Annotated in this window: 18 protein-coding genes; 13 read left to right on the top strand and 5 right to left on the bottom strand. The window is 72.7% G+C overall.

Translation table 11 applies throughout. The features are described from left to right. Positions 1-289 precede the first annotated feature (289 nt). The 13 genes from OG753_RS31905 (at position 290) to OG753_RS31845 (ending at position 12,076) form a co-directional block, all read left to right on the top strand. Positions 290-1,552: a GAF domain-containing protein gene (locus tag OG753_RS31905; RefSeq protein ID WP_327266972.1), complete on the top strand. Its 1,263-nt coding sequence runs from the start codon at positions 290-292 to the stop codon at positions 1,550-1,552. Positions 1,553-1,557: 5 nt separating this feature from the next. Beyond that, the gene (locus OG753_RS31900; protein WP_405791072.1) at positions 1,558-2,121 is read left to right on the top strand and encodes a GNAT family N-acetyltransferase; all 564 of its coding nucleotides are present in this window, start codon (positions 1,558-1,560) and stop codon (positions 2,119-2,121) included. Positions 2,122-2,479: 358 nt separating this feature from the next. After that, positions 2,480-2,563 (top strand): putative leader peptide, encoded by an 84-nt coding sequence (locus OG753_RS31895; RefSeq protein ID WP_312847410.1) that lies wholly within the window; start codon positions 2,480-2,482, stop codon positions 2,561-2,563. A gap of 215 nt (positions 2,564-2,778) precedes the next feature. Further along, on the top strand, positions 2,779-4,485 hold the full coding sequence (locus OG753_RS31890) for a nitrite/sulfite reductase (RefSeq protein ID WP_405791071.1): 1,707 nt from the start codon (positions 2,779-2,781) through the stop codon (positions 4,483-4,485). After that, on the top strand, positions 4,482-4,661 hold the full coding sequence (locus OG753_RS31885) for a hypothetical protein (protein WP_327265047.1): 180 nt from the start codon (positions 4,482-4,484) through the stop codon (positions 4,659-4,661). The genes OG753_RS31890 and OG753_RS31885 overlap by 4 nt, the downstream gene beginning before the upstream one ends. Further along, the gene (locus tag OG753_RS31880; RefSeq protein ID WP_405791070.1) at positions 4,658-5,371 is read left to right on the top strand and encodes a phosphoadenylyl-sulfate reductase; all 714 of its coding nucleotides are present in this window, start codon (positions 4,658-4,660) and stop codon (positions 5,369-5,371) included. The genes OG753_RS31885 and OG753_RS31880 overlap by 4 nt, the downstream gene beginning before the upstream one ends. Positions 5,372-5,406: 35 nt before the next feature. Further along, positions 5,407-5,952: an adenylyl-sulfate kinase gene (gene cysC, locus OG753_RS31875; RefSeq protein ID WP_327265045.1), complete on the top strand. Its 546-nt coding sequence runs from the start codon at positions 5,407-5,409 to the stop codon at positions 5,950-5,952. Beyond that, positions 5,949-6,890, top strand: coding sequence for a sulfate adenylyltransferase subunit CysD (gene cysD / locus OG753_RS31870; RefSeq protein WP_405791069.1), 942 nt, complete (start codon positions 5,949-5,951; stop codon positions 6,888-6,890). Before cysC ends, cysD begins: the two co-directional genes overlap by 4 nt. A gap of 2 nt (positions 6,891-6,892) precedes the next feature. After that, positions 6,893-8,233, top strand: coding sequence for a GTP-binding protein (locus OG753_RS31865; protein ID WP_327265043.1), 1,341 nt, complete (start codon positions 6,893-6,895; stop codon positions 8,231-8,233). A 215-nt stretch (positions 8,234-8,448) separates the two neighbouring features. Beyond that, a complete protein-coding gene (locus OG753_RS31860; protein WP_327265042.1) occupies positions 8,449-9,591 on the top strand; it encodes an aliphatic sulfonate ABC transporter substrate-binding protein in 1,143 nt (380 codons plus the stop codon). 34 nt (positions 9,592-9,625) lie between these two features. Further along, a complete protein-coding gene (locus tag OG753_RS31855; RefSeq protein ID WP_033217807.1) occupies positions 9,626-10,420 on the top strand; it encodes an ABC transporter ATP-binding protein in 795 nt (264 codons plus the stop codon). After that, positions 10,407-11,303, top strand: coding sequence for an ABC transporter permease (locus OG753_RS31850; RefSeq protein ID WP_327265041.1), 897 nt, complete (start codon positions 10,407-10,409; stop codon positions 11,301-11,303). The genes OG753_RS31855 and OG753_RS31850 overlap by 14 nt, the downstream gene beginning before the upstream one ends. After that, complete coding sequence (locus OG753_RS31845; protein ID WP_405792884.1) at positions 11,300-12,076, top strand: sirohydrochlorin chelatase; 777 nt, start codon at positions 11,300-11,302, stop codon at positions 12,074-12,076. The genes OG753_RS31850 and OG753_RS31845 overlap by 4 nt, the downstream gene beginning before the upstream one ends. A gap of 23 nt (positions 12,077-12,099) precedes the next feature. On the opposite strand, the gene OG753_RS31840 is transcribed toward OG753_RS31845, so the two are convergent. From OG753_RS31840 to OG753_RS31820, 5 genes are all read right to left on the bottom strand, one after another. Beyond that, on the bottom strand, positions 12,100-12,564 hold the full coding sequence (locus tag OG753_RS31840; RefSeq protein WP_405791068.1) for a hypothetical protein: 465 nt from the start codon (positions 12,562-12,564) through the stop codon (positions 12,100-12,102). Positions 12,565-12,630: 66 nt separating this feature from the next. Beyond that, positions 12,631-13,632: a 2-dehydropantoate 2-reductase N-terminal domain-containing protein gene (locus OG753_RS31835; RefSeq protein ID WP_327265038.1), complete on the bottom strand. Its 1,002-nt coding sequence runs from the start codon at positions 13,630-13,632 to the stop codon at positions 12,631-12,633. Between the two features lie 336 nt (positions 13,633-13,968). After that, entirely contained in the window at positions 13,969-14,547 is a 579-nt protein-coding gene (locus OG753_RS31830) for a DUF1697 domain-containing protein (protein ID WP_405791067.1), read from the bottom strand. Positions 14,548-14,567: 20 nt separating this feature from the next. Continuing rightward, entirely contained in the window at positions 14,568-15,770 is a 1,203-nt protein-coding gene (gene mgt / locus OG753_RS31825; RefSeq protein WP_405791066.1) for a macrolide-inactivating glycosyltransferase, read from the bottom strand. A 160-nt stretch (positions 15,771-15,930) separates the two neighbouring features. Next, the gene (locus OG753_RS31820; protein ID WP_405791065.1) at positions 15,931-18,114 is read right to left on the bottom strand and encodes an FUSC family protein; all 2,184 of its coding nucleotides are present in this window, start codon (positions 18,112-18,114) and stop codon (positions 15,931-15,933) included. Positions 18,115-18,128 lie beyond the last annotated feature (14 nt).

The following is an 18,128-nucleotide window of genomic DNA, read 5'->3' as shown; positions in this document are numbered from 1 at the left end:
CCGGTACAGGGGTGGCGCCGCGCCGACTCGGCACCACCCCTGATCCGAAGCCCCGAGGAGGAGCCGGCACGCCGCTCTGCGGCGTCCGGACAGTTTCGGTCGGCCGACCGGGACTTGGCGAGAGTTGCATACCGTTGCAACCTTTGACTCGGCAGCCGTCCGTCGGGGTGCCGGGGGAACGGCATGCGCAGGCCGCCCGGGCGGCCTGCGTCGTACGTCCTGTTCGCACGGGGAGGTTCCGGTGGCCGACACCACAGGCAGCACGGTCGATGTCGCACGCATCTCGGCCATGGACGCGCGGGCGGCGGCGCGTCTGCTCAAGGGGGTGCGGGCGGCGGCACTGGCCGGGGACCGCCCGCCGGCCGCGCCCAGGCCGGAGATCGCGGAGTCCTGGCGCCGGATGCTGGCGGGCGGGGTGCACCCGGACCGGGACGCGCGCTCGCGGATGCTGTCGGCCGCCGAGACGGAGGAGCGGCGGCACGTGTCGCCGCTGCGGGAGATCCTGCCGGTGTTGCGCGAGGGGCTGCTGCCCGCCCTGGACGAGGCCCTGCACATCATGGTCGTCGCGGACGCGGACGGGCGGCTGCTGTGGCGGGAGGGCCACGCGTCCATCCTGCGCAAGGCGGACCGGCTCGGCTTCGCGGTCGGCGCCGACTGGGACGAGGCGGTCGTCGGCACCAACGGGGTGGGCACCGCCCTGGTGGCCCGGCGGCCGGTGCAGGTGTTCTCGGCCGAGCACTTCGTCTCCAGCCACCACGACTGGACCTGCGCCGGGGCGCCCGTACGGGACCCGCGGGACGGGCGGCTGCTGGGCGTGGTCGACGTCAGCGGGCCGCTGGCCACCATGCACCCGGCGACGCTGGCGTGGGTGAGCTCGGTGGCCCGCCTCGCGGAGCGGGAGCTGCGGCTGCGGCACCTGGAGTCGCTGGAGCTGCTGCGGGCGGTGGCGTCCCCGCTGCTGGCCCGGCTGCCCGGGCGGGCCCTGGCCGTGGACCCGAACGGCTGGACGGCGGCGGTGACGGGCCTGGCCCCGACGGAACGGATCCCGCTGCCGAAGACCTTCGGGCCCGGCCGGGTGTGGGTGCCGCAGCTCGGGGAGTGCGTGGTGGAGGCGCTGCCCGGCGGCTGGCTGGTGCGCGTCGCGCAGGACCGTCACAGTACGGCGGCGACCCGGATCGTCCTGGACCTCAGCCGGGCCGGCTGCTGGTCGGCGACGGTGTACGGGCCTTCCGGGAGCTGGTCTCAGGAGCTGAGCCCGCGCCACGCGGAGCTGCTGTTCCTGCTGGCGGAGAGCCCGCGGGGGCGCTCGGCGGCGGAGCTGAGCGCGGAGCTGTTCGGGGATCCGACGCGCACGGTGACGGTCCGGGCCGAGCTGTCCCGCGTACGCCGCCACCTCGCGGGGGTCCTCACGCACCGGCCGTACCGCTTCGCGCAGGACGTGGAGGTGGAGCTGATCCGCCCCCAGGACCCGGCCGCGCTGCTCCCGCACTCCACCGCCCCCGCGGTGATCAGGGCCCGCCTGGGCCGGACGGTTCCCGGCATGATTCCCTGAGCTGCATGAGCACCATCACTCTCACCACCTGGTCGCTGGAGATGACCTCTCCGGCGGACCTCGTCCCGGCGGTCCAGGCCGGCCCGGAGATCTCCGTCGTCCGGGCGGAGGTCCCCTCTCCCGAGTTCAGCCGCTTCCTGTACGCGTCGGTGGGCGGCGACATCCACTGGACGGACCGGCTGTCGCTGACCCGTGCGCAGTGGGTGGAGCAGCTGGCCCGGCCGGGGGTGGAGACCTGGGTGGCGTACGACCGGGGCACGCCGGCCGGGTACGTGGAACTCGATCCGCAGGACGACGGTGTGGTGGAGATCATGTACTTCGGTCTCCTCCCGGACTTCCGCGGGCGCCGCATCGGCGGGCACCTGCTGTCGGTGGGCGTCGCCCGGGCCTGGTCCCTCGCGGAGAGGTGGCCCGACCGGGAGCCGACCCGGCGGGTGTGGGTGCACACGTGCAGCCAGGACGGTCCGACGGCGATGAGCAACTACGAGCGGCGCGGCTTCAAGGTCTTCAGGACCGAGACGGAACAGAAGGAAGAGACCCCGACCCCCGGCCCGTGGCCGGGCGCGTAGCCCTTCCGGGGGCGGGCCCCAGCCCCCCGTGGCCGGGCCCGTAGCCCCTCCTGGGCCGGTCGGTCGGGCCCGCCGGGTGCGGGCGCCGCTGCGGGGCTTCGACCAGAACTCCCGCCCCGGGCCACCGCCCCGGACCCCCCGCTCCCCTCGCCCCGGAGCGGCTGGAATCACGCCCCGCCGTCGTTCGGGGCGCCGTGTCCGGGGCCCGGCCCCGGGTGGCGGCCCGGGGCCGGACCGAGGTCGGCCCGGCCGGCTTCGACAGGTGACCCCCGTCACGTTGTCCCAACATGCGGGACGACTTCGTCCGTATCGTGGACAGTAGTGGACTCCTCCAATCGGCACATGACACGCTTCCGCCATGAATGGAGCTGGAATTGCCTTGGTGAGTCGGCGGCACGTCGACCTCGGCCGCATGTCCAGCGCCATCTGTCCGGCCCGCTGACGGAACCAGCCACGCCGCACATCGCCGTCGTCCCCGCTGCCGCGGACGCGCCGATCACCCGCTAGCCCCCTGAGGCCGTAGTACCGCCCTGCTCGCCGGCAACCCCGGCGCGGAGCGGGAATCAGCCACACCCGCTCGGAGCCGCCGAGCCCGCAGGGGAGCGCCGCCGCCTCCCCCTGCCCTTGCCTCGAGCCGCCGAAGAAGGACGTACCGCCATGGCCGCCACCCCCGAAACGCCCGCAGCCGCACCCGCAGCCGCCGCGCGCCGCAAGACCGGCCGTCACCGCGGTGAGGGCCAGTGGGCCGTCGGACACCACACACCCCTCAACGGCAACGAGCAGTTCAAGAAGGACGACGACGGTCTCAACGTGCGGACACGCATTGAGACGATCTACTCCAAGCGCGGCTTCGACTCGATCGACCCCAACGACCTGCGCGGCCGCATGCGCTGGTGGGGCCTCTACACCCAGCGCAAGCCCGGGATCGACGGCGGCAAGACCGCGATCCTGGAGCCGGAGGAGCTGGACGACGAGTACTTCATGCTGCGCGTCCGCATCGACGGCGGCCGGCTGACCACCGAGCAGCTCCGCGTGATCGGCGAGATCTCCGAGGAGTTCGCGCGCGGCACCGCCGACCTCACCGACCGCCAGAACGTGCAGTACCACTGGATCCGGATCGAGGACGTCCCGGAGATCTGGCGCCGGCTGGAGGCCGTCGGCCTCTCGACCACCGAGGCCTGCGGTGACACGCCCCGCGTCATCCTCGGTTCGCCCGTCGCCGGCATCGCGCTGGACGAGATCATCGACGGCACCCCCGCGATCGACGAGATCTACCGCCGCATCGTGGGCAACAAGGACTTCTCCAACCTGCCCCGCAAGTTCAAGTCCGCGATCTCCGGCTCGCCGCTGCTCGACGTGGCGCACGAGATCAACGACATCGCGTTCGTGGGCGTGAACCACCCCGAGCACGGTCCCGGCTTCGACGTCTGGGTCGGCGGCGGTCTGTCCACCAACCCCAAGCTGGGTGTGCGCCTGGGCACCTGGGTCTCGCTCGACGAGGTCCCGGACGTCTACGAGGGCGTCATCTCGATCTTCCGCGACTACGGCTACCGCCGGCTGCGCAACCGCGCCCGCCTGAAGTTCCTCGTCGCCGACTGGGGCCCGGCCAAGTTCCGCCAGGTCCTGGAGGACGAGTACCTGCACCGCAAGCTGACCGACGGCCCCGCGCCGGCGCAGCCGAGCGGCCAGTGGCGCGACCACGTCGGTGTCCACCAGCAGCAGGACGGCAAGTTCTACGTCGGCTTCGCGCCCCGCGTGGGCCGCGTGGACGGCGCCACCCTGACCAAGATCGCGGACGTGGCGGCCCAGCACGGCTCCGGCCGGCTGCGCACCACCGCCGAGCAGAAGATGATCGTGCTCGACATCGAGGCCGACCGGGTCGACTCGGTGGTCGAGGCGCTGGAGGCGCTGGACCTGCGGGTCAAGCCGTCCCCGTTCCGCCGCGGCACGATGGCCTGCACCGGCATCGAGTTCTGCAAGCTGGCGATCGTCGAGACCAAGGCGCGCGGCGCCTCGCTGATCGACGAACTGGAGCGCCGTCTGCCGGACTTCGCCGAGCCGCTCACGATCAACATCAACGGCTGCCCGAACGCCTGCGCCCGTATCCAGGTGGCGGACATCGGTCTCAAGGGCCAGCTGGTCCTGGACGACGACGGCAACCAGGTGGAGGGCTACCAGGTCCACCTGGGCGGCGCCCTCGGCCTGGAGGCCGGCTTCGGCCGCAAGGTCCGCGGCCTGAAGGTCACCTCGGCCGGTCTGCCCGACTACGTCGAGCGGGTCGTCAAGCACTACGAGGAGCAGCGCGAGGACGGCGAGCGCTTCGCGGCGTGGGTCGCCCGCGCGGACGAGAAGAGCCTCTCGTGAGCGAGCGCGCCGCACCGTTCTACTGCCCGTACTGCGGCGACGAGGACCTGTTTCCCAACGAGACGGGCCACGGCGCGTGGGAATGCAGGGCCTGCAACCGAGCCTTCCAGCTGAAGTACCTCGGGCTGCTGGCCCGGGGCGTTCAGTCGGATTCAGCGGGAGGGGACCGGATATGACCACCACTCAAGACGTGCGTCTCAGCGCCGAGGAACTGAAGGAGCTGGCCGAGCAGGCGGGCCGGGACCTGGAGGACGCCTCCGCGCCGGACATCCTGCGCTGGGCGGCCGACACCTTCGGCAAGCGGTTCGCCGTGACCTCCTCCATGGAGGACGCGGTCGTCGCGCACCTGGCCTCCCGGGTGTTCCCCGGTGTGGACGTGGTGTTCCTCGACACGGGCTACCACTTCGAGGAGACCATCGGCACCCGTGATGCCGTGGAAGCGGTGATGGACGTCAACGTCATCACCCTGACGCCGCGGCAGAGCGTCGCCGAGCAGGACGCCGAGTACGGCCCGAAGCTGCACGACCGGGACCCCGACCTGTGCTGCGCGCTGCGCAAGGTCAAGCCGCTCGAAGAGGGCCTGACCGCGTACGCCGCCTGGGCGACGGGCCTGCGCCGCGACGAGTCCCCGACCCGGGCCAACACCCCGGTCGTCGGCTGGGACGAGAAGCGGCAGAAGGTCAAGGTCTCCCCGATCGCGCGCTGGACCCAGGACGACGTGGACGCGTACGTCGCCGAGCACGGAGTGCTCACCAACCCGCTGCTGATGGACGGTTACGCCTCCGTCGGATGCGCCCCCTGCACCCGGCGCGTCGCCGAGGGCGAGGACGCGCGGGCCGGCCGCTGGGCCGGGCGGGGAAAGACCGAGTGCGGACTGCACGGCTGATGACGGACAGCACAGAACCTACGGAGACGAACCAGATGAGCGTGAGCGACCAGGGCGCCACCGTGTGGCTGACCGGGCTGCCCAGCGCGGGCAAGACCACGATCGCCTACGCGCTGGCCGAGCGGCTGCGCGCCGAGGGCCACCGCGTGGAGGTGCTCGACGGGGACGAGATCCGCGAGTTCCTCTCCGCCGGCCTGGGCTTCACCCGCGAGGACCGGCACACCAACGTGCAGCGGATCGGCTTCGTCGCCGAGCTGCTCGCGAGCAACGGCGTCAAGGCGCTGGTGCCGGTGATCGCACCGTTCGCGGACAGCCGTGAGGCCGTCCGCAAGCGGCACGGCGCCGAGGGCACCTCCTACCTGGAGGTCCACGTGGCCACCCCGGTCGAGGTGTGCTCGGAGCGCGACGTGAAGGGCCTGTACGCCAAGCAGGCGGCGGGCGAGATCTCCGGTCTGACCGGCGTCGACGACCCGTACGAGGCCCCGGAGTCCCCGGACCTGCGTATCGAGTCGCACACGCAGACCGTGCAGGAGTCGGCTTCGGCCCTGCACGCGCTGCTCACCGAGAGGGGTCTGGCATGACCACGGCCGCACACCTGCACACCGATTCCGGCTCCGACGCCCCGTACGCGCTGTCGCACCTCGACGCCCTGGAGTCCGAGGCGGTGCACATCTTCCGCGAGGTGGCGGGCGAGTTCGAGAAGCCGGTGATCCTCTTCTCCGGCGGCAAGGACTCCATCGTCATGCTGCACCTGGCGCTGAAGGCGTTCGCACCGGCGCCGGTGCCCTTCACGCTGCTGCACGTCGACACGGGGCACAACTTCCCCGAGGTGCTGGAGTACCGCGACCGCACGGTCGCCGAGCACGGCCTGCGCCTGCACGTGGCCTCCGTCCAGGAGTACATCGACGCCGGCAAGCTGCGCGAGCGCCCGGACGGCACCCGCAACCCGCTCCAGACCGTCCCGCTGACGGAGGCGATCCAGAGCCTGAAGTTCGACGCGGTCTTCGGCGGCGGGCGGCGCGACGAGGAGAAGGCCCGCGCCAAGGAGCGCGTCTTCTCCCTGCGCGACGAGTTCTCCCAGTGGGACCCCCGCCGTCAGCGCCCCGAGCTGTGGCAGCTCTACAACGGCCGCCACGCCCCCGGCGAGCACGTGCGGGTCTTCCCGCTCTCCAACTGGACCGAGCTGGACGTCTGGCAGTACATCGCCCGCGAGGGCATCGAGCTGCCGGAGATCTACTTCGCCCACGAGCGCGAGGTGTTCCTGCGCAACGGGATGTGGCTGACGGCCGGCGAGTGGGGTGGCCCGAAGGAGGGCGAGACGCCCGAGAAGCGGCTCATCCGCTACCGCACCGTCGGCGACATGTCCTGCACCGGCGCGGTGGACTCCGACGCCGTCTCGCTGGACGCCGTGATCGCCGAGATCGCCGTCTCCCGGCTCACCGAGCGGGGCGCGACCCGCGCCGACGACAAGATGTCCGAGGCCGCGATGGAAGACCGCAAGCGCGAAGGGTACTTCTAGAAATGACCAGCACCACCGAGCAGTTCGCCGATGTGTCGGCGACCACGCTGCTGCGCTTCGCGACCGCCGGTTCCGTCGACGACGGCAAGTCCACCCTGGTGGGCCGGCTGCTGCACGACTCCAAGTCGGTCCTGACCGACCAGATGGAGGCCGTGGAGGCCGTCTCCGCCCAGCGCGGCCAGGAGGCCCCCGACCTCGCGCTGCTCACCGACGGCCTGCGGGCCGAGCGGGAGCAGGGCATCACCATCGACGTCGCGTACCGCTACTTCGCCACCGCGCGCCGTCGGTTCATCCTCGCGGACACCCCCGGGCACGTGCAGTACACCCGGAACATGGTCACCGGCGCGTCCACCGCCGACCTGGCCGTGGTCCTGGTCGACGCCCGCAACGGTGTCATCGAGCAGACCCGCCGGCACGCGGCCGTCGCCGCGCTGCTGCGCGTCCCGCACGTGGTCCTGGCCGTGAACAAGATGGACCTGGTCGGCTACCAGGAGTCGGTGTTCGCGGCGATCGCCGAGGAGTTCACGGCGTACGCCTCCGACCTGGGTGTCCCGGAGATCACCGCGATCCCGATCTCGGCCCTGGCCGGGGACAACGTGGTGGACGCCTCCGCCAACATGGACTGGTACGGCGGCCCGACGGTACTGGAGCACCTGGAGACCGTCCCGGTCAGCCACGACCTCACGGCCTGCCCGGCGCGCTTCCCGGTGCAGTACGTGATCCGTCCGCAGTCCGCCGAGCACCCCGACTACCGCGGCTACGCGGGCCAGATCGCCTCCGGCGTGCTGCGCGTCGGCGAGGCCGTGACCGTGCTGCCCTCGGGCCGCACCAGTGTCATCGCGGGCATCGACGCGCTCGGTGAGAGCGTCGACATCGCCTGGGCCCCGCAGTCGGTGACGGTGCGTCTGACGGACGACATCGACATCTCGCGCGGCGACCTGATCGCGCCGTCCGCGAGCGCCCCGGCCACCACGCAGGACGTGGAGGCGACGGTGTGCCACGTGGCGGACCAGCCGCTGGCCGTCGGCGCCCGGGTGCTGATCAAGCACACGACGCGCACGGTCAAGGCGATCGTCAAGGAGATCCCCTCGCGGCTGACCCTGGACGACCTGTCCCAGCACCCGAACCCCGGGCAGCTGGTGGCCAACGACATCGGCCGCGTGGTCGTCCGCACCGCCGAGCCGCTCGCGCTCGACGCGTACGCCGACTCGCGCCGCACCGGGTCCTTCCTGCTGATCGACCCGGCCGACGGCACCACCCTGGCGGCGGGCATGGCCGGCGAGTCCTTCGCCTCCAAGGCCGAGACCACCGTCCAGGCGGACGAGGAAGGTTGGGACTTCTAACTTATGATTTCCGACATCTATTCGACCTTCGCGAAGGAGGGCGGCCGCGTAGGCAGCGGTGCCCTCGGCAGCGGCCAGGGAGGGGTTGCGCGATGTGCGCGATGACGTACGCGCACCGCATGCGCGCCCTCACCCCCCACGAGCCGTACCCGCCATCGCTCCACAAACGAAGACGTGCGTCATGAGATGACGCCGTCACGAGAGGAAGCCCTCCCGTGCCTGCCACCGCCACCACCCGTCGGACCCGTACCAACCGCTCCACCCTCCGCCGCAGCGTCGTCGCCGCTGCCGCGCTGCCGCTCCTGATCGGTGCGCTCGCCTCCTGCGGCTACGGCTCCGAGGCCAAGAAGGACGAGCCGAAGGCCGCGGACAGCGCCGACTCCGGCAAGAAGCTCTCCGCCGCCGAGGTCCGCATCGGGTACTTCCCCAACCTGACGCACGCCACCGCGCTGGTCGGCCTCCAGGAAGGCCTGATCGAGAAGGAACTGAACGGCACCAAGATCAAGCCGCAGTCCTTCAACGCCGGCCCGTCCGAGATCGAAGCCCTCAACGGCGGCTCTCTCGACATCGGGTTCATCGGCCCCTCGCCCTCGATCAACGGCTACGTCAAGTCCAAGGGCTCCAACCTGCGCATCATCTCCGGTTCCGCCTCGGGCGGCGTCAAGCTCGTCGTGAACCCGGACAAGATCAAGACCCTGGACGACCTCAAGGGCAAGAAGATCGCCACCCCGCAGAAGGGGAACACGCAGGACGTCGCGTTCCTCAACTGGATCGGTACCAAGGGCTGGACGGTCGACCCGGAGTCCGGCAAGGGTGACGTCTCCGTCGTCCGTACGGACAACAAGGTCACCCCGGACGCCTTCAAGCAGGGCTCGATCGACGGCGCCTGGGTGCCGGAGCCCACGGCCTCCAAGCTCGTCTCCGACGGCGGCTCCGTCCTCCTCGACGAGACCGCTCTGTGGCCCGACAAGAAGTTCGTGATCACGAACATCATCGTGTCGCAGAAGTTCCTCAAGGAGCACCCGGACGTGGTCGAGGCGGTCCTCAAGGGCACCGTGAAGACCAACGAGTGGATCAACGCCAACCCGGACAAGGCGAAGGCCTCCGCGAACGCGAAGCTCGAGGCGGAGGGCGGCAAGCCGCTCGACGCGAAGGTCATCGACCCGGCATGGCCGAGCATCGCGATCACCGACGACCCGCTGGCCGCGACGCTGAAGACGCAGTCGGAGTGGGCGGTCAAGGCCAAGCTCATCGAGCAGCCCGACCTCGCCGGCATCTACGACCTGACGCTCCTGAACAAGGTGCTGAAGGCCGCCGGCAAGCCCGAGGTCTCCGACGCCGGTCTCGGCGCCAAGTAACCCCGCAACCCAGCAATCCCAGGAGGTGACGACCATGGCCACCACGCTTGCCAAGGCTGCCGAGGGCTCTGCCCTGGAGCAGACGCACGCTGCCCGCATCGAGCACGTATCGAAGTCCTTCTCCGGCCCGGCCGGATCGCAGCTCGTCCTGGACGACATCAGTCTCGATGTCGCTCCCGGAGAGTTCGTCACCATCCTGGGTGCCTCGGGGTGCGGTAAGTCCACGCTGCTGAACCTGGTCGCGGGTCTGGACAAGCCGTCCGCGGGGTCCATCGAGACCCCCGGCGGCCGTCCGGCCCTGATGTTCCAGGAGCACGCCCTCTTCCCGTGGCTGACCGCGGGCAAGAACATCGAACTCGCCCTGCGTCTGCGCGGGGTGGCCAAGGCCGAGCGCCGCCCGGAGGCCGAGCGGCTGCTGGAGCTGGTCCGGCTCGGCGGCTCGTACGGCAAGCGCGTGCACGAGCTGTCCGGCGGCATGCGCCAGCGCGTGGCCCTGGCCCGGGCGCTCGCCCAGGACAGCCGGCTGCTGCTGATGGACGAGCCGTTCGCCGCGCTCGACGCCATCACCCGGGACGTGCTGCACGGCGAGCTGACCCGCATCTGGGCCGAGACCGGACTGTCCGTCCTCTTCGTCACCCACAACGTGCGCGAGGCCGTCCGCCTCGCCCAGCGCGTGGTCCTGCTCTCCTCCCGGCCCGGCCGGGTCGCGAAGGAATGGACCGTGGACATCCCGCAGCCGCGCCGCATCGAGGACGCGGACGTCGCGGAACTGTCCCTCGAGATCACTGAACACCTGCGTGGGGAGATCCGCCGCCATGGCCAGCACTGACACCACCTCGAAGGCCACGGGCAAGAACGACGACCTGGCCGGCCTGGAGGCGGGCCTCGACGCGCTCGACGCGGTCCAGACCCACCGCACCCCGATCCGCGAGATCCTCGTCAAGAAGGTCTTCCCGCCGGTCCTGGCCGTGAGCCTGGTGCTCCTGGTCTGGCAGGTCCTCGTCTCGGCGGGGGTCACCGAGGAGACCAAGCTGCCCGCGCTGTCCGCGGTCTGGCACAGCCTGTCCGACATGTGGCTCAAGGGCACGCTGCTGGAGGTCATCTGGACCAGCGTCTCCCGCGGCCTGCTCGGCTTCCTGCTGGCCCTGGCCATCGGTACGCCGCTCGGCCTGCTCGTCGCCCGGGTGAAGTTCGTCCGGGCCGCGATCGGCCCGATCCTGCAGGGCCTGCAGTCGCTGCCGTCGGTGGCCTGGGTGCCGCCGGCCGTCCTGTGGTTCGGCCTGAACGACGCGATGATGTTCACGGTGATCCTGCTGGGCGCCGTCCCGTCCATCGCCAACGGCCTCGTCTCCGGCATCGACCAGATCCCGCCGCTGTACCTGCGCGCCGGGCGCACCCTGGGAGCCACCGGTCTGCGCGGGGCCCGGCACATCGTCATGCCGGCCGCGCTGCCCGGCTACCTGGCCGGCCTGAAGCAGGGCTGGGCCTTCTCCTGGCGCTCGCTGATGGCCGCCGAGATCATCGCCTCCTCGCCGGACCTGGGCCTGGGCCTGGGCCAGTTGCTGGAGAACGGCCGCAACAACATCGACCTGCCGGGCGTGTTCCTCGCGATCATCCTGATCCTCGTGGTCGGCATCGCCATCGACCTGCTGATCTTCAGCCCGGTCGAGCGGTGGGTGCTGCGCAGCCGCGGCCTGCTGGCGAAGAGCTGATCGCCGTGTCCCGCACACTCCTGGTCATCGCCCACGGCAGCCGCGATCCGCGGCACGCCGCGACCGTGCACGCCCTCACCGGGCGGGTACGGGCGCTGCGGCCGGGGCTGCGCGTGGAGACGGCCTTCCTCGACTTCAACACCCCGACGGTGGGCCAGGCCCTGTCCTCGCTCTACCTCTCCGGCGTGCGGGAGGTCGTGGCGCTCCCGCTGCTGCTGACCCGCGCCTTCCACGCGAAGTCCGACATCCCGGCGGCGCTCGCCGAGTCGGCCTCGCGCCTGCCCGGGCTGTCGGTGCGGGTGGCGGACGTCCTCGGACCGTCCCCGCTCCTGCTGACCGCCCTCGAGCGCCGGCTCGCCGAAGCCGGCCTCACCCCGGCGGACCGTGCCACCACCGCGGTGGTGCTCGCGTCCGCCGGCTCCACGGACCCGGAGGCGATCGCAGTGATCGCTGAAACCGCGCGGGAGTGGCGGCACACCGGTTGGTGCGCCGTGCGGCCTGCGTTCGCCTCCGGAGCTTCTCCCGCAGGGGTCCCCCGTACCGAGGACGCCGTACGGGCCCTGCGCGCCGAGGGCTTCGAGCGGGTGGCGGTGGCCCCGTACGTCATCGCCCCGGGCCGGCTCCCGGACCGCATCGCGGCCGGCGCCGCGGCCGGGGGCGCGGACGTCGTCGCCGGCGTCCTGGGCGCGGCCCCGGAACTGGCCCGGCTGCTGCTGCGCCGCTTCGACGCGGCGGCCACGGCCCCCGCCCGGCTGCCCGCCCTGACGGCGTAGCCTCCGGCACCGCCGGACAGGACCTAGGAACTCGCCGGGCCGTCCTCGTCGGTGAGGAAGTGGACGTGCCGCAGTTCGGAGGGTGCCCGGGGGCCGAGACCCAGGAGGTCGTCGTCGTCCCGGACCGCTCGCCAGAACTCCTCTTCGGTCGCCGCGGTCCCGAGGACCGTCCACGGGACGCCGTACTCCGTCGGCGCCACCCACACCCCGAACTGCCGTCGCCCCGGCCCGTGGAGGTCCTCCCCGACCGGTACGTCCTGCATCTCGGCGACCAGGGCCGCCGTGTGCGGGTGCGGGCACCGGGGCCGCAGGTGCTCGCGCTCCCATCCGGTACGGAGCCGCTCCGTCGCCTCGTCGGCGACGGCGTCGGCGGCGTCCAGCGCCCCCTGGAAGGCGTTCGGGGCGGCGGGCCGGACGACCCGCACCAGCAGCCCGTGCCCGCACGGCCGGTACTCGAAGAGCCTGAAGACATCGATCTGTGAACCCACCGGGCCATTGTGCCGTCCGCCAGCCGCCCCCGGCGGACTGCCGTCCGGCCGGCCGGACGTCGTCTCCTACGCGCGGGCCGCGGCCTCGTCCGCGAGGGCCGTCAGGTCCTCGATGGACATCGCCCCCGGCGGCAGGCCCTCACGGGCGAAGATGTTCGCCGCGTGCCGCAGCACGTCGTTGACCGGGGTCGGCACCCCGTGCAGGCGGCCCAGCAGGGAGATCTCCCCGTTGAGGTAGTCCGCCTCCACCGAGCCCGTCCCCCGCGCCAGGCTCTGCCAGGACGACCCGCCCCGCACACCGGCCGGCTGCTCGACCTTGCCGTCGCGCGCCGTCGACTGCTCGGCGTCCGAGGCGTAGGCGATGCCCCCGGCCCCGAAGGCGGCCTTCCCCTCACGGACGGCCCGCAGCAGCAGCGCCGCCTTCGCCGGGTCCGGCTCCGGGCCGGTCGTCGCCTGGATCGCGTTGCCCAGGTTCCCCAGCAGCTTCGCGTACTTCCACCGCATCACGTCCTCGACCGGCGGCGCCCCGAAGCCGGCCTTGCCGAGGTCCGCGGCGACGGCCAGGGACAGGGCGTCCGTGCCGCCCGCCGCCCGGCCCACGTGCAGGATGCCGGTCAGCGGCGCGCACAGCGCCGAGACCACGCCCGGCTCCAGGAAGGTGGCGGGCAGCCATACGCACACCCCGTACACGCGCGCGAAGCGCCGTAGCGCCAGCCGCTCGCTCTCCACTCCGTTCTGCGCGCAGAGCACGGGCAGCCGCTGCGCCGCCGTGCCGCCGCCGGTGACCTCCGCGTCGCCCCACGCGTCGAGCGCGGCGATGGCGTCCTGGGTCTTCACGGACAGCAGCAGGACGTCGTCGGGGCGCAGTTCGCCCAGTTCCTCCGGTCCGGTGACCACGGGCAGCCGGTGCACCCGGGTGCCGTCGGCCGTCGTGAGCCGCAGCCCGTCGGCCCGCAGGGCGTCCGCGTGGGCACCGCGTGCGACGAGTACGACCTCGCCGCCCGCCTCCGCGAGCCGTCCGCCGATGGTGGCGCCGACCGCGCCCGCGCCGATGATGATGTAACGCATGCCACGAGCCTGGCACATCCCCCGCCCCGGGATGCCGTCGGGGCACGGTGAACGGGGCACCGGATCCCGCTGGCGAGCCTTTTGGAGCTGCTGGACGCGCTCGCCCGAGGCCGGGGTCAGGGCCGGTCGGTGCGCACGTGGGTGCGGGTGGTATCGAACAGGCCGGTCAGGGCGGAGTCCTCGTCCAGGTACCGTTCCTCGACGAGGAGTTGGCAGACCTGACCGTGACCGCCCGCGACGAAGAGCTCGATGCGGCGGACGCGGGGGCTCGCGCCCTCCCGGCGGAAGTCGAGGTCGAGCCGGACGGCGCTCCGGCCGTCCTGCTCCGGGAACCGGTCAGGGTCCGGTCAGCTCCACGAGTTTGGCGACGGTGTTCCAGTTGCGGGTGGTCACGTCGATCCCCTTGACCACGGCGGACCTGGCGAGGGCCTCGGCGAGCTTGGAGCGGCCCAGGCCGTCGGGGACGTAGAGGTAGAGGACGCGGTCGCCGAGCCGGTACTCCTCCGGGAGGAACGAGGCCTCGTCGAGCGCGGCGAAGCGCTCCGGGCCCGGCTGTTCGGACCAGAAGGTGGCGTGCAGCTGCTTGCCCTCCAGCTCCGCCGCCGGGAAGGGGCAGGCGTCGGCGACGGCGCGCAGGTACGCGCCGTCCCTCACCAGGCACGCCACGCGGAAGCCGAAGTGGCCCTCGATGGCGGCCTCCAGTTCCCGGCCGAGGACCGCCGGGTCCTGCTGCGTACTGCTGAAGACGGCGTTGCCGCTCTGCAGGTACGTCTGCACGTCGCCGTGGCCGAGCCCCTCCAGCACCGTACGCAGCTGCGCCATCGGGACCTTCTTGTTCCCGCCGACATTGATCCCGCGCAGCAGCGCCGCGTACTTCTTCGTCGTGTCCTTCTTGGCCGTGTCCTTCTTCGTCATGCGCGCACCCTAAGACCCGGCTACGACAATTCGGCCTCGATGAGGTCGGCGGCCTGCCGCGTGCCGCCCTCGGTCGTCATCTGCGCGCGGACGGCCTCGGCGCGGGCGGCGACCTCGGGGTCGGCGACCAGCTGGAGGACCGCTTCGCGCAGGGTCCGGGCGTTCGCCTCCTCCATCGGGACGTGGCGGGCCACGCCCAGCGAGACAAGCATGTCGGCGTTGCCGAACTGGTCGACGGCCTGCGGGACGGCGACCATCGGGGTGGCGGTCGCGAGCCCCTCCTGGCTGCCGCCGGCGCCCGCGTGGGTGATGAAGGCGTCGGCCCGGCGCAGGATGTCGAGCTGGGGGACCCAGCGGTGGACCTCCACGTTGGCCGGTACCGGGCCCAGGTCGGCCTCGTCGGTGAACTTGCCGATCTGGAGGACGACATGCCAGTCGGGCAGGTCCGCGAAGGCTTCGATGCAGGCACGGTAGAAGGCGGGCTGCTTGGTGAAGGCGGAGCCGAGCGAGACGAGCACGATCTTCTTGCCCTCGGCGCTCGCGGGCGCGTGCCAGCTGCCCTGGGTCGCGCTGCGGTCGCCCTGGCAGGCTCCGACGAAGGTGTGGACGGAGGTGTCGACGCGGTCGGCGTGCGGCTGCAGCGCCCGCGGGATCAGGACGAGCCCGCGGCGCGGGCGGCCCTGGAACCGGTCGACCTGGTCGCCGAGGCCGTTCTCGGTGAGCCAGGCCGCGAAGGCGGCGTAGTACGCCTGACCGCGCTCGGAGGCCTTCAGCTTGGCGAACATCGGCTCGGCCACCTCCTGCTCGTACCCCTCCCAGGCGACGAGGTTCGGGGAGAGGGAGACGGCGGGGACTCCCCAGCGATGGGCGAGCACCGGCGCCGGGTAGGAGGTGATGTCGTGGAGGACGAGGTCCGGCTCGTCGCCCTCGAAGGCGGCGGCGAGCTGCGGGAGTGCCTGGACGGCGTCGTTCAGGAAGGGCTCGAGGTTCTCGATGAGCTCGGTGCCCCAGGCCTCCGGCTCGTCGTCGGTGGGGAGGGTGGAGGTGTAGAGCACGGGCGTGGCGCCCGTCTCCGCGATCTTCTCGGCGAAGGAGGCGGGGATGGCGTAGCTGACGCGGTGGCCCCGGGCCACGAGTTCGCGGATCACCTCGATGCTGGGGTTCACGTGCCCGTGGGCGGCGATGGAGAACATGGCGATGTGGGCGGGCTTGGCTGCGGTCATGATCGAACCATAAGCGAGACGAGACGTCTCGTGCAACACCCTTTGGCGCCGGTCTCACCGATCGTGCCGGTCTCACCGATCGTGCCGGTCAGGTCGGTCAGGCCGGTCAGGCCGGTCAGGCCGGTCAGGCCGGTCAGGCCGGTCAGGCCGGTCAGGCCGGTCAGGCCGGGGCGGACGGTTCCCCCGGGGCGGACGGCTTCCCCGGGGCGGACGGACTCTTCGGGCGGGCTGGACCGAACGGGTGACCCGAGGCCGTCACGCGCGCGACGTCGACGGCAAGCGAGTCGAGCCAGGCCAGCGCGGAGAAGAACCGCGGGGAGGAAAGCCCGGGAGGTCCGTCGGCATCGGCGCCGAGAGGCGGCAGTGCGCCTTCGGGCTCCGGGTCGCCCGGGGCCCGCCCCGCCCGCTGCGCCTCCCGCCGCATCCGGGTGGCCAGCCCGGTCGCCCGGCCGTCCAGCCGGGCCCCGTTCTCCGGCCCCACGGCAGGACCGCCGCGCACCAGCAGCCGCCGCGACCCCCACAGCACGTGGTGGCCCGTCATCATCGCCGCCTGCCAGTCCGGCCTCGGGCCCTCGTGCGTCCGGGGCTCGCTCTGGTGCTGCGCGAAGGCCGTCTCCGCCATCGTCAGCGCGTGCAGGAGCGGCTCGTCGTCGGGAGTGCGCCCCGGTCCGCCCTCCACCACGGCGCCGGTGGTGCGCTCGACCGTCTCGGCCTCCCTGGTCAGCAGCAGGGCCACCGCCCGGTGCAGCTCCCGCTCCGCCCCCCTCGGCCAGGCGAGCACCCCGAACACGACGCCGATCAGGCTGCCGATGACCACGTCCAGGATCCTGACCTCCGCCAGCTGCCACGTCACGGGCGCCAGCTGCGCGAAGACGAAGGCCACCACGAGCGTGAACATGCCCTGGGCCCAGCCCACGCCCCGCACCGGCCCCACCCGGAACGCCGTGAGCATCACGAACGGCAGGGCGATGGCATAGACGACGGTGTGGCCCCCGATCAGGGCCAGCAGGATCCCGGTGACCAGGGCGCCGAGCAGGGTGCCGGTGATGGCCACCCGTACGGTCGCCCGGGTCTGGGCGGCCGTGGTCCGGGTCAGGCTGAGGACGGCGAGCATCGCCCAGAAGCCGTGCGGCAGGGAGTCCACGCCCGCGATCGTGCGGGCGGCCGCGAGCGCGAGGCTGATCCGGACCGCGTTCTGGAAGTGCACGGACCGGGGCCCGGCGTGTCCCGCCACCCGGTGCCACCACAGGCCCGGCGCGAGCCGGCCGGCGTACCAGAAGCGGCCTGCGTCCACATCGCAGGGCACCTGCGCGCGGCGGCCCCGTACCGCCAGCTCGGCGGCCGTCACCAGGGCCACGGCGGCGTCCGCCACCTCCAGCAGCGCCGCCCGGCGGCGGCCCCGCGCCGCGGTGGTCGGCGGCTCCCGCGCGGCGGCCGACGCGGCCTCTTCCCGTACCTTCCGCAGGACGCCGGCGGCTTCGGTCGAGTCGGCCGTTCCGTCCAGCAGGGCGGCGCTCTCGCCGACGGCCCGGCCGACCGCGGTCAGCACCTCGGACTCCAGTTCCATCGGCAGCGGGCCGGGGGGCCGGGGCGGCGGGGGAAGGTTCACCATGCGGCCGAGGAGCGTACGGGCGGCCAGGCCCGCGTGGGTGAGGGCGCGGTCCCGCAGGCCCGGCCCGGCGGGACGGTCGGCCTCGTCGACCCGGAAGGGCCGCAGCGACTCGCCGGACGCCAGGGCCGCCTCGGTCGAGGCCGCGGACAGCGTGTACGGGGCGCGGCCCAGCTCGGCGGCGCAACGGGCGGCGGTACCGGCCGCCCCGGAGGCCAGCCTCCGGTACGTGGGCCCCGGCTCCTCGGGCAGGACGAAGGCCTCGGCGAGGACGAGCAGCAGCAGGCCAAAGGTCGCCCCCGCGAGCCGTTCGCCGAGGGTGTCCGGGGCGTACGGCGGGAAGCAGGGCAGGATGTAGAGCAGTTGCAGACCCGGGGCGGCGCCCGCCGCGCGCGGCCCGGCCACCGCCACGAAGGCCAGGGCGAAACCGATCAGCAGCATGCCGGCCACGGCGGTCCAGGTCCGGACCGCGAGGTAGGTGCCGATCGTCACCAGCACCCAGGCCACGGGCGTGGTCCTGATGAGGACGGCCACCCGCTGGCGGCCGGTGCCGGGGATGTGCGAGAGGGCCGCCATGGACACCACGCCGAACAGCGCGTACGTCGCCGCCACGGGCCGGTCCAGCGCGTACAGGCACACGAAGAACGAGACGCACGCGGCGAGGGTGGTGCGCAGGGCGCGCCGTGCCACGACCGAGGGGCCGCGGCCGGTGCGTGCGTCATGTCCGGCGCCCATGACTCCAGGATCGG

This window comes from Streptomyces sp. NBC_00029 (genome assembly GCF_045160505.1).
In the GTDB taxonomy this organism is placed as follows: Bacteria; Actinomycetota; Actinomycetes; order Streptomycetales; family Streptomycetaceae; genus Streptomyces.
This window is presented reverse-complemented; position numbering and strand designations above follow the sequence as displayed.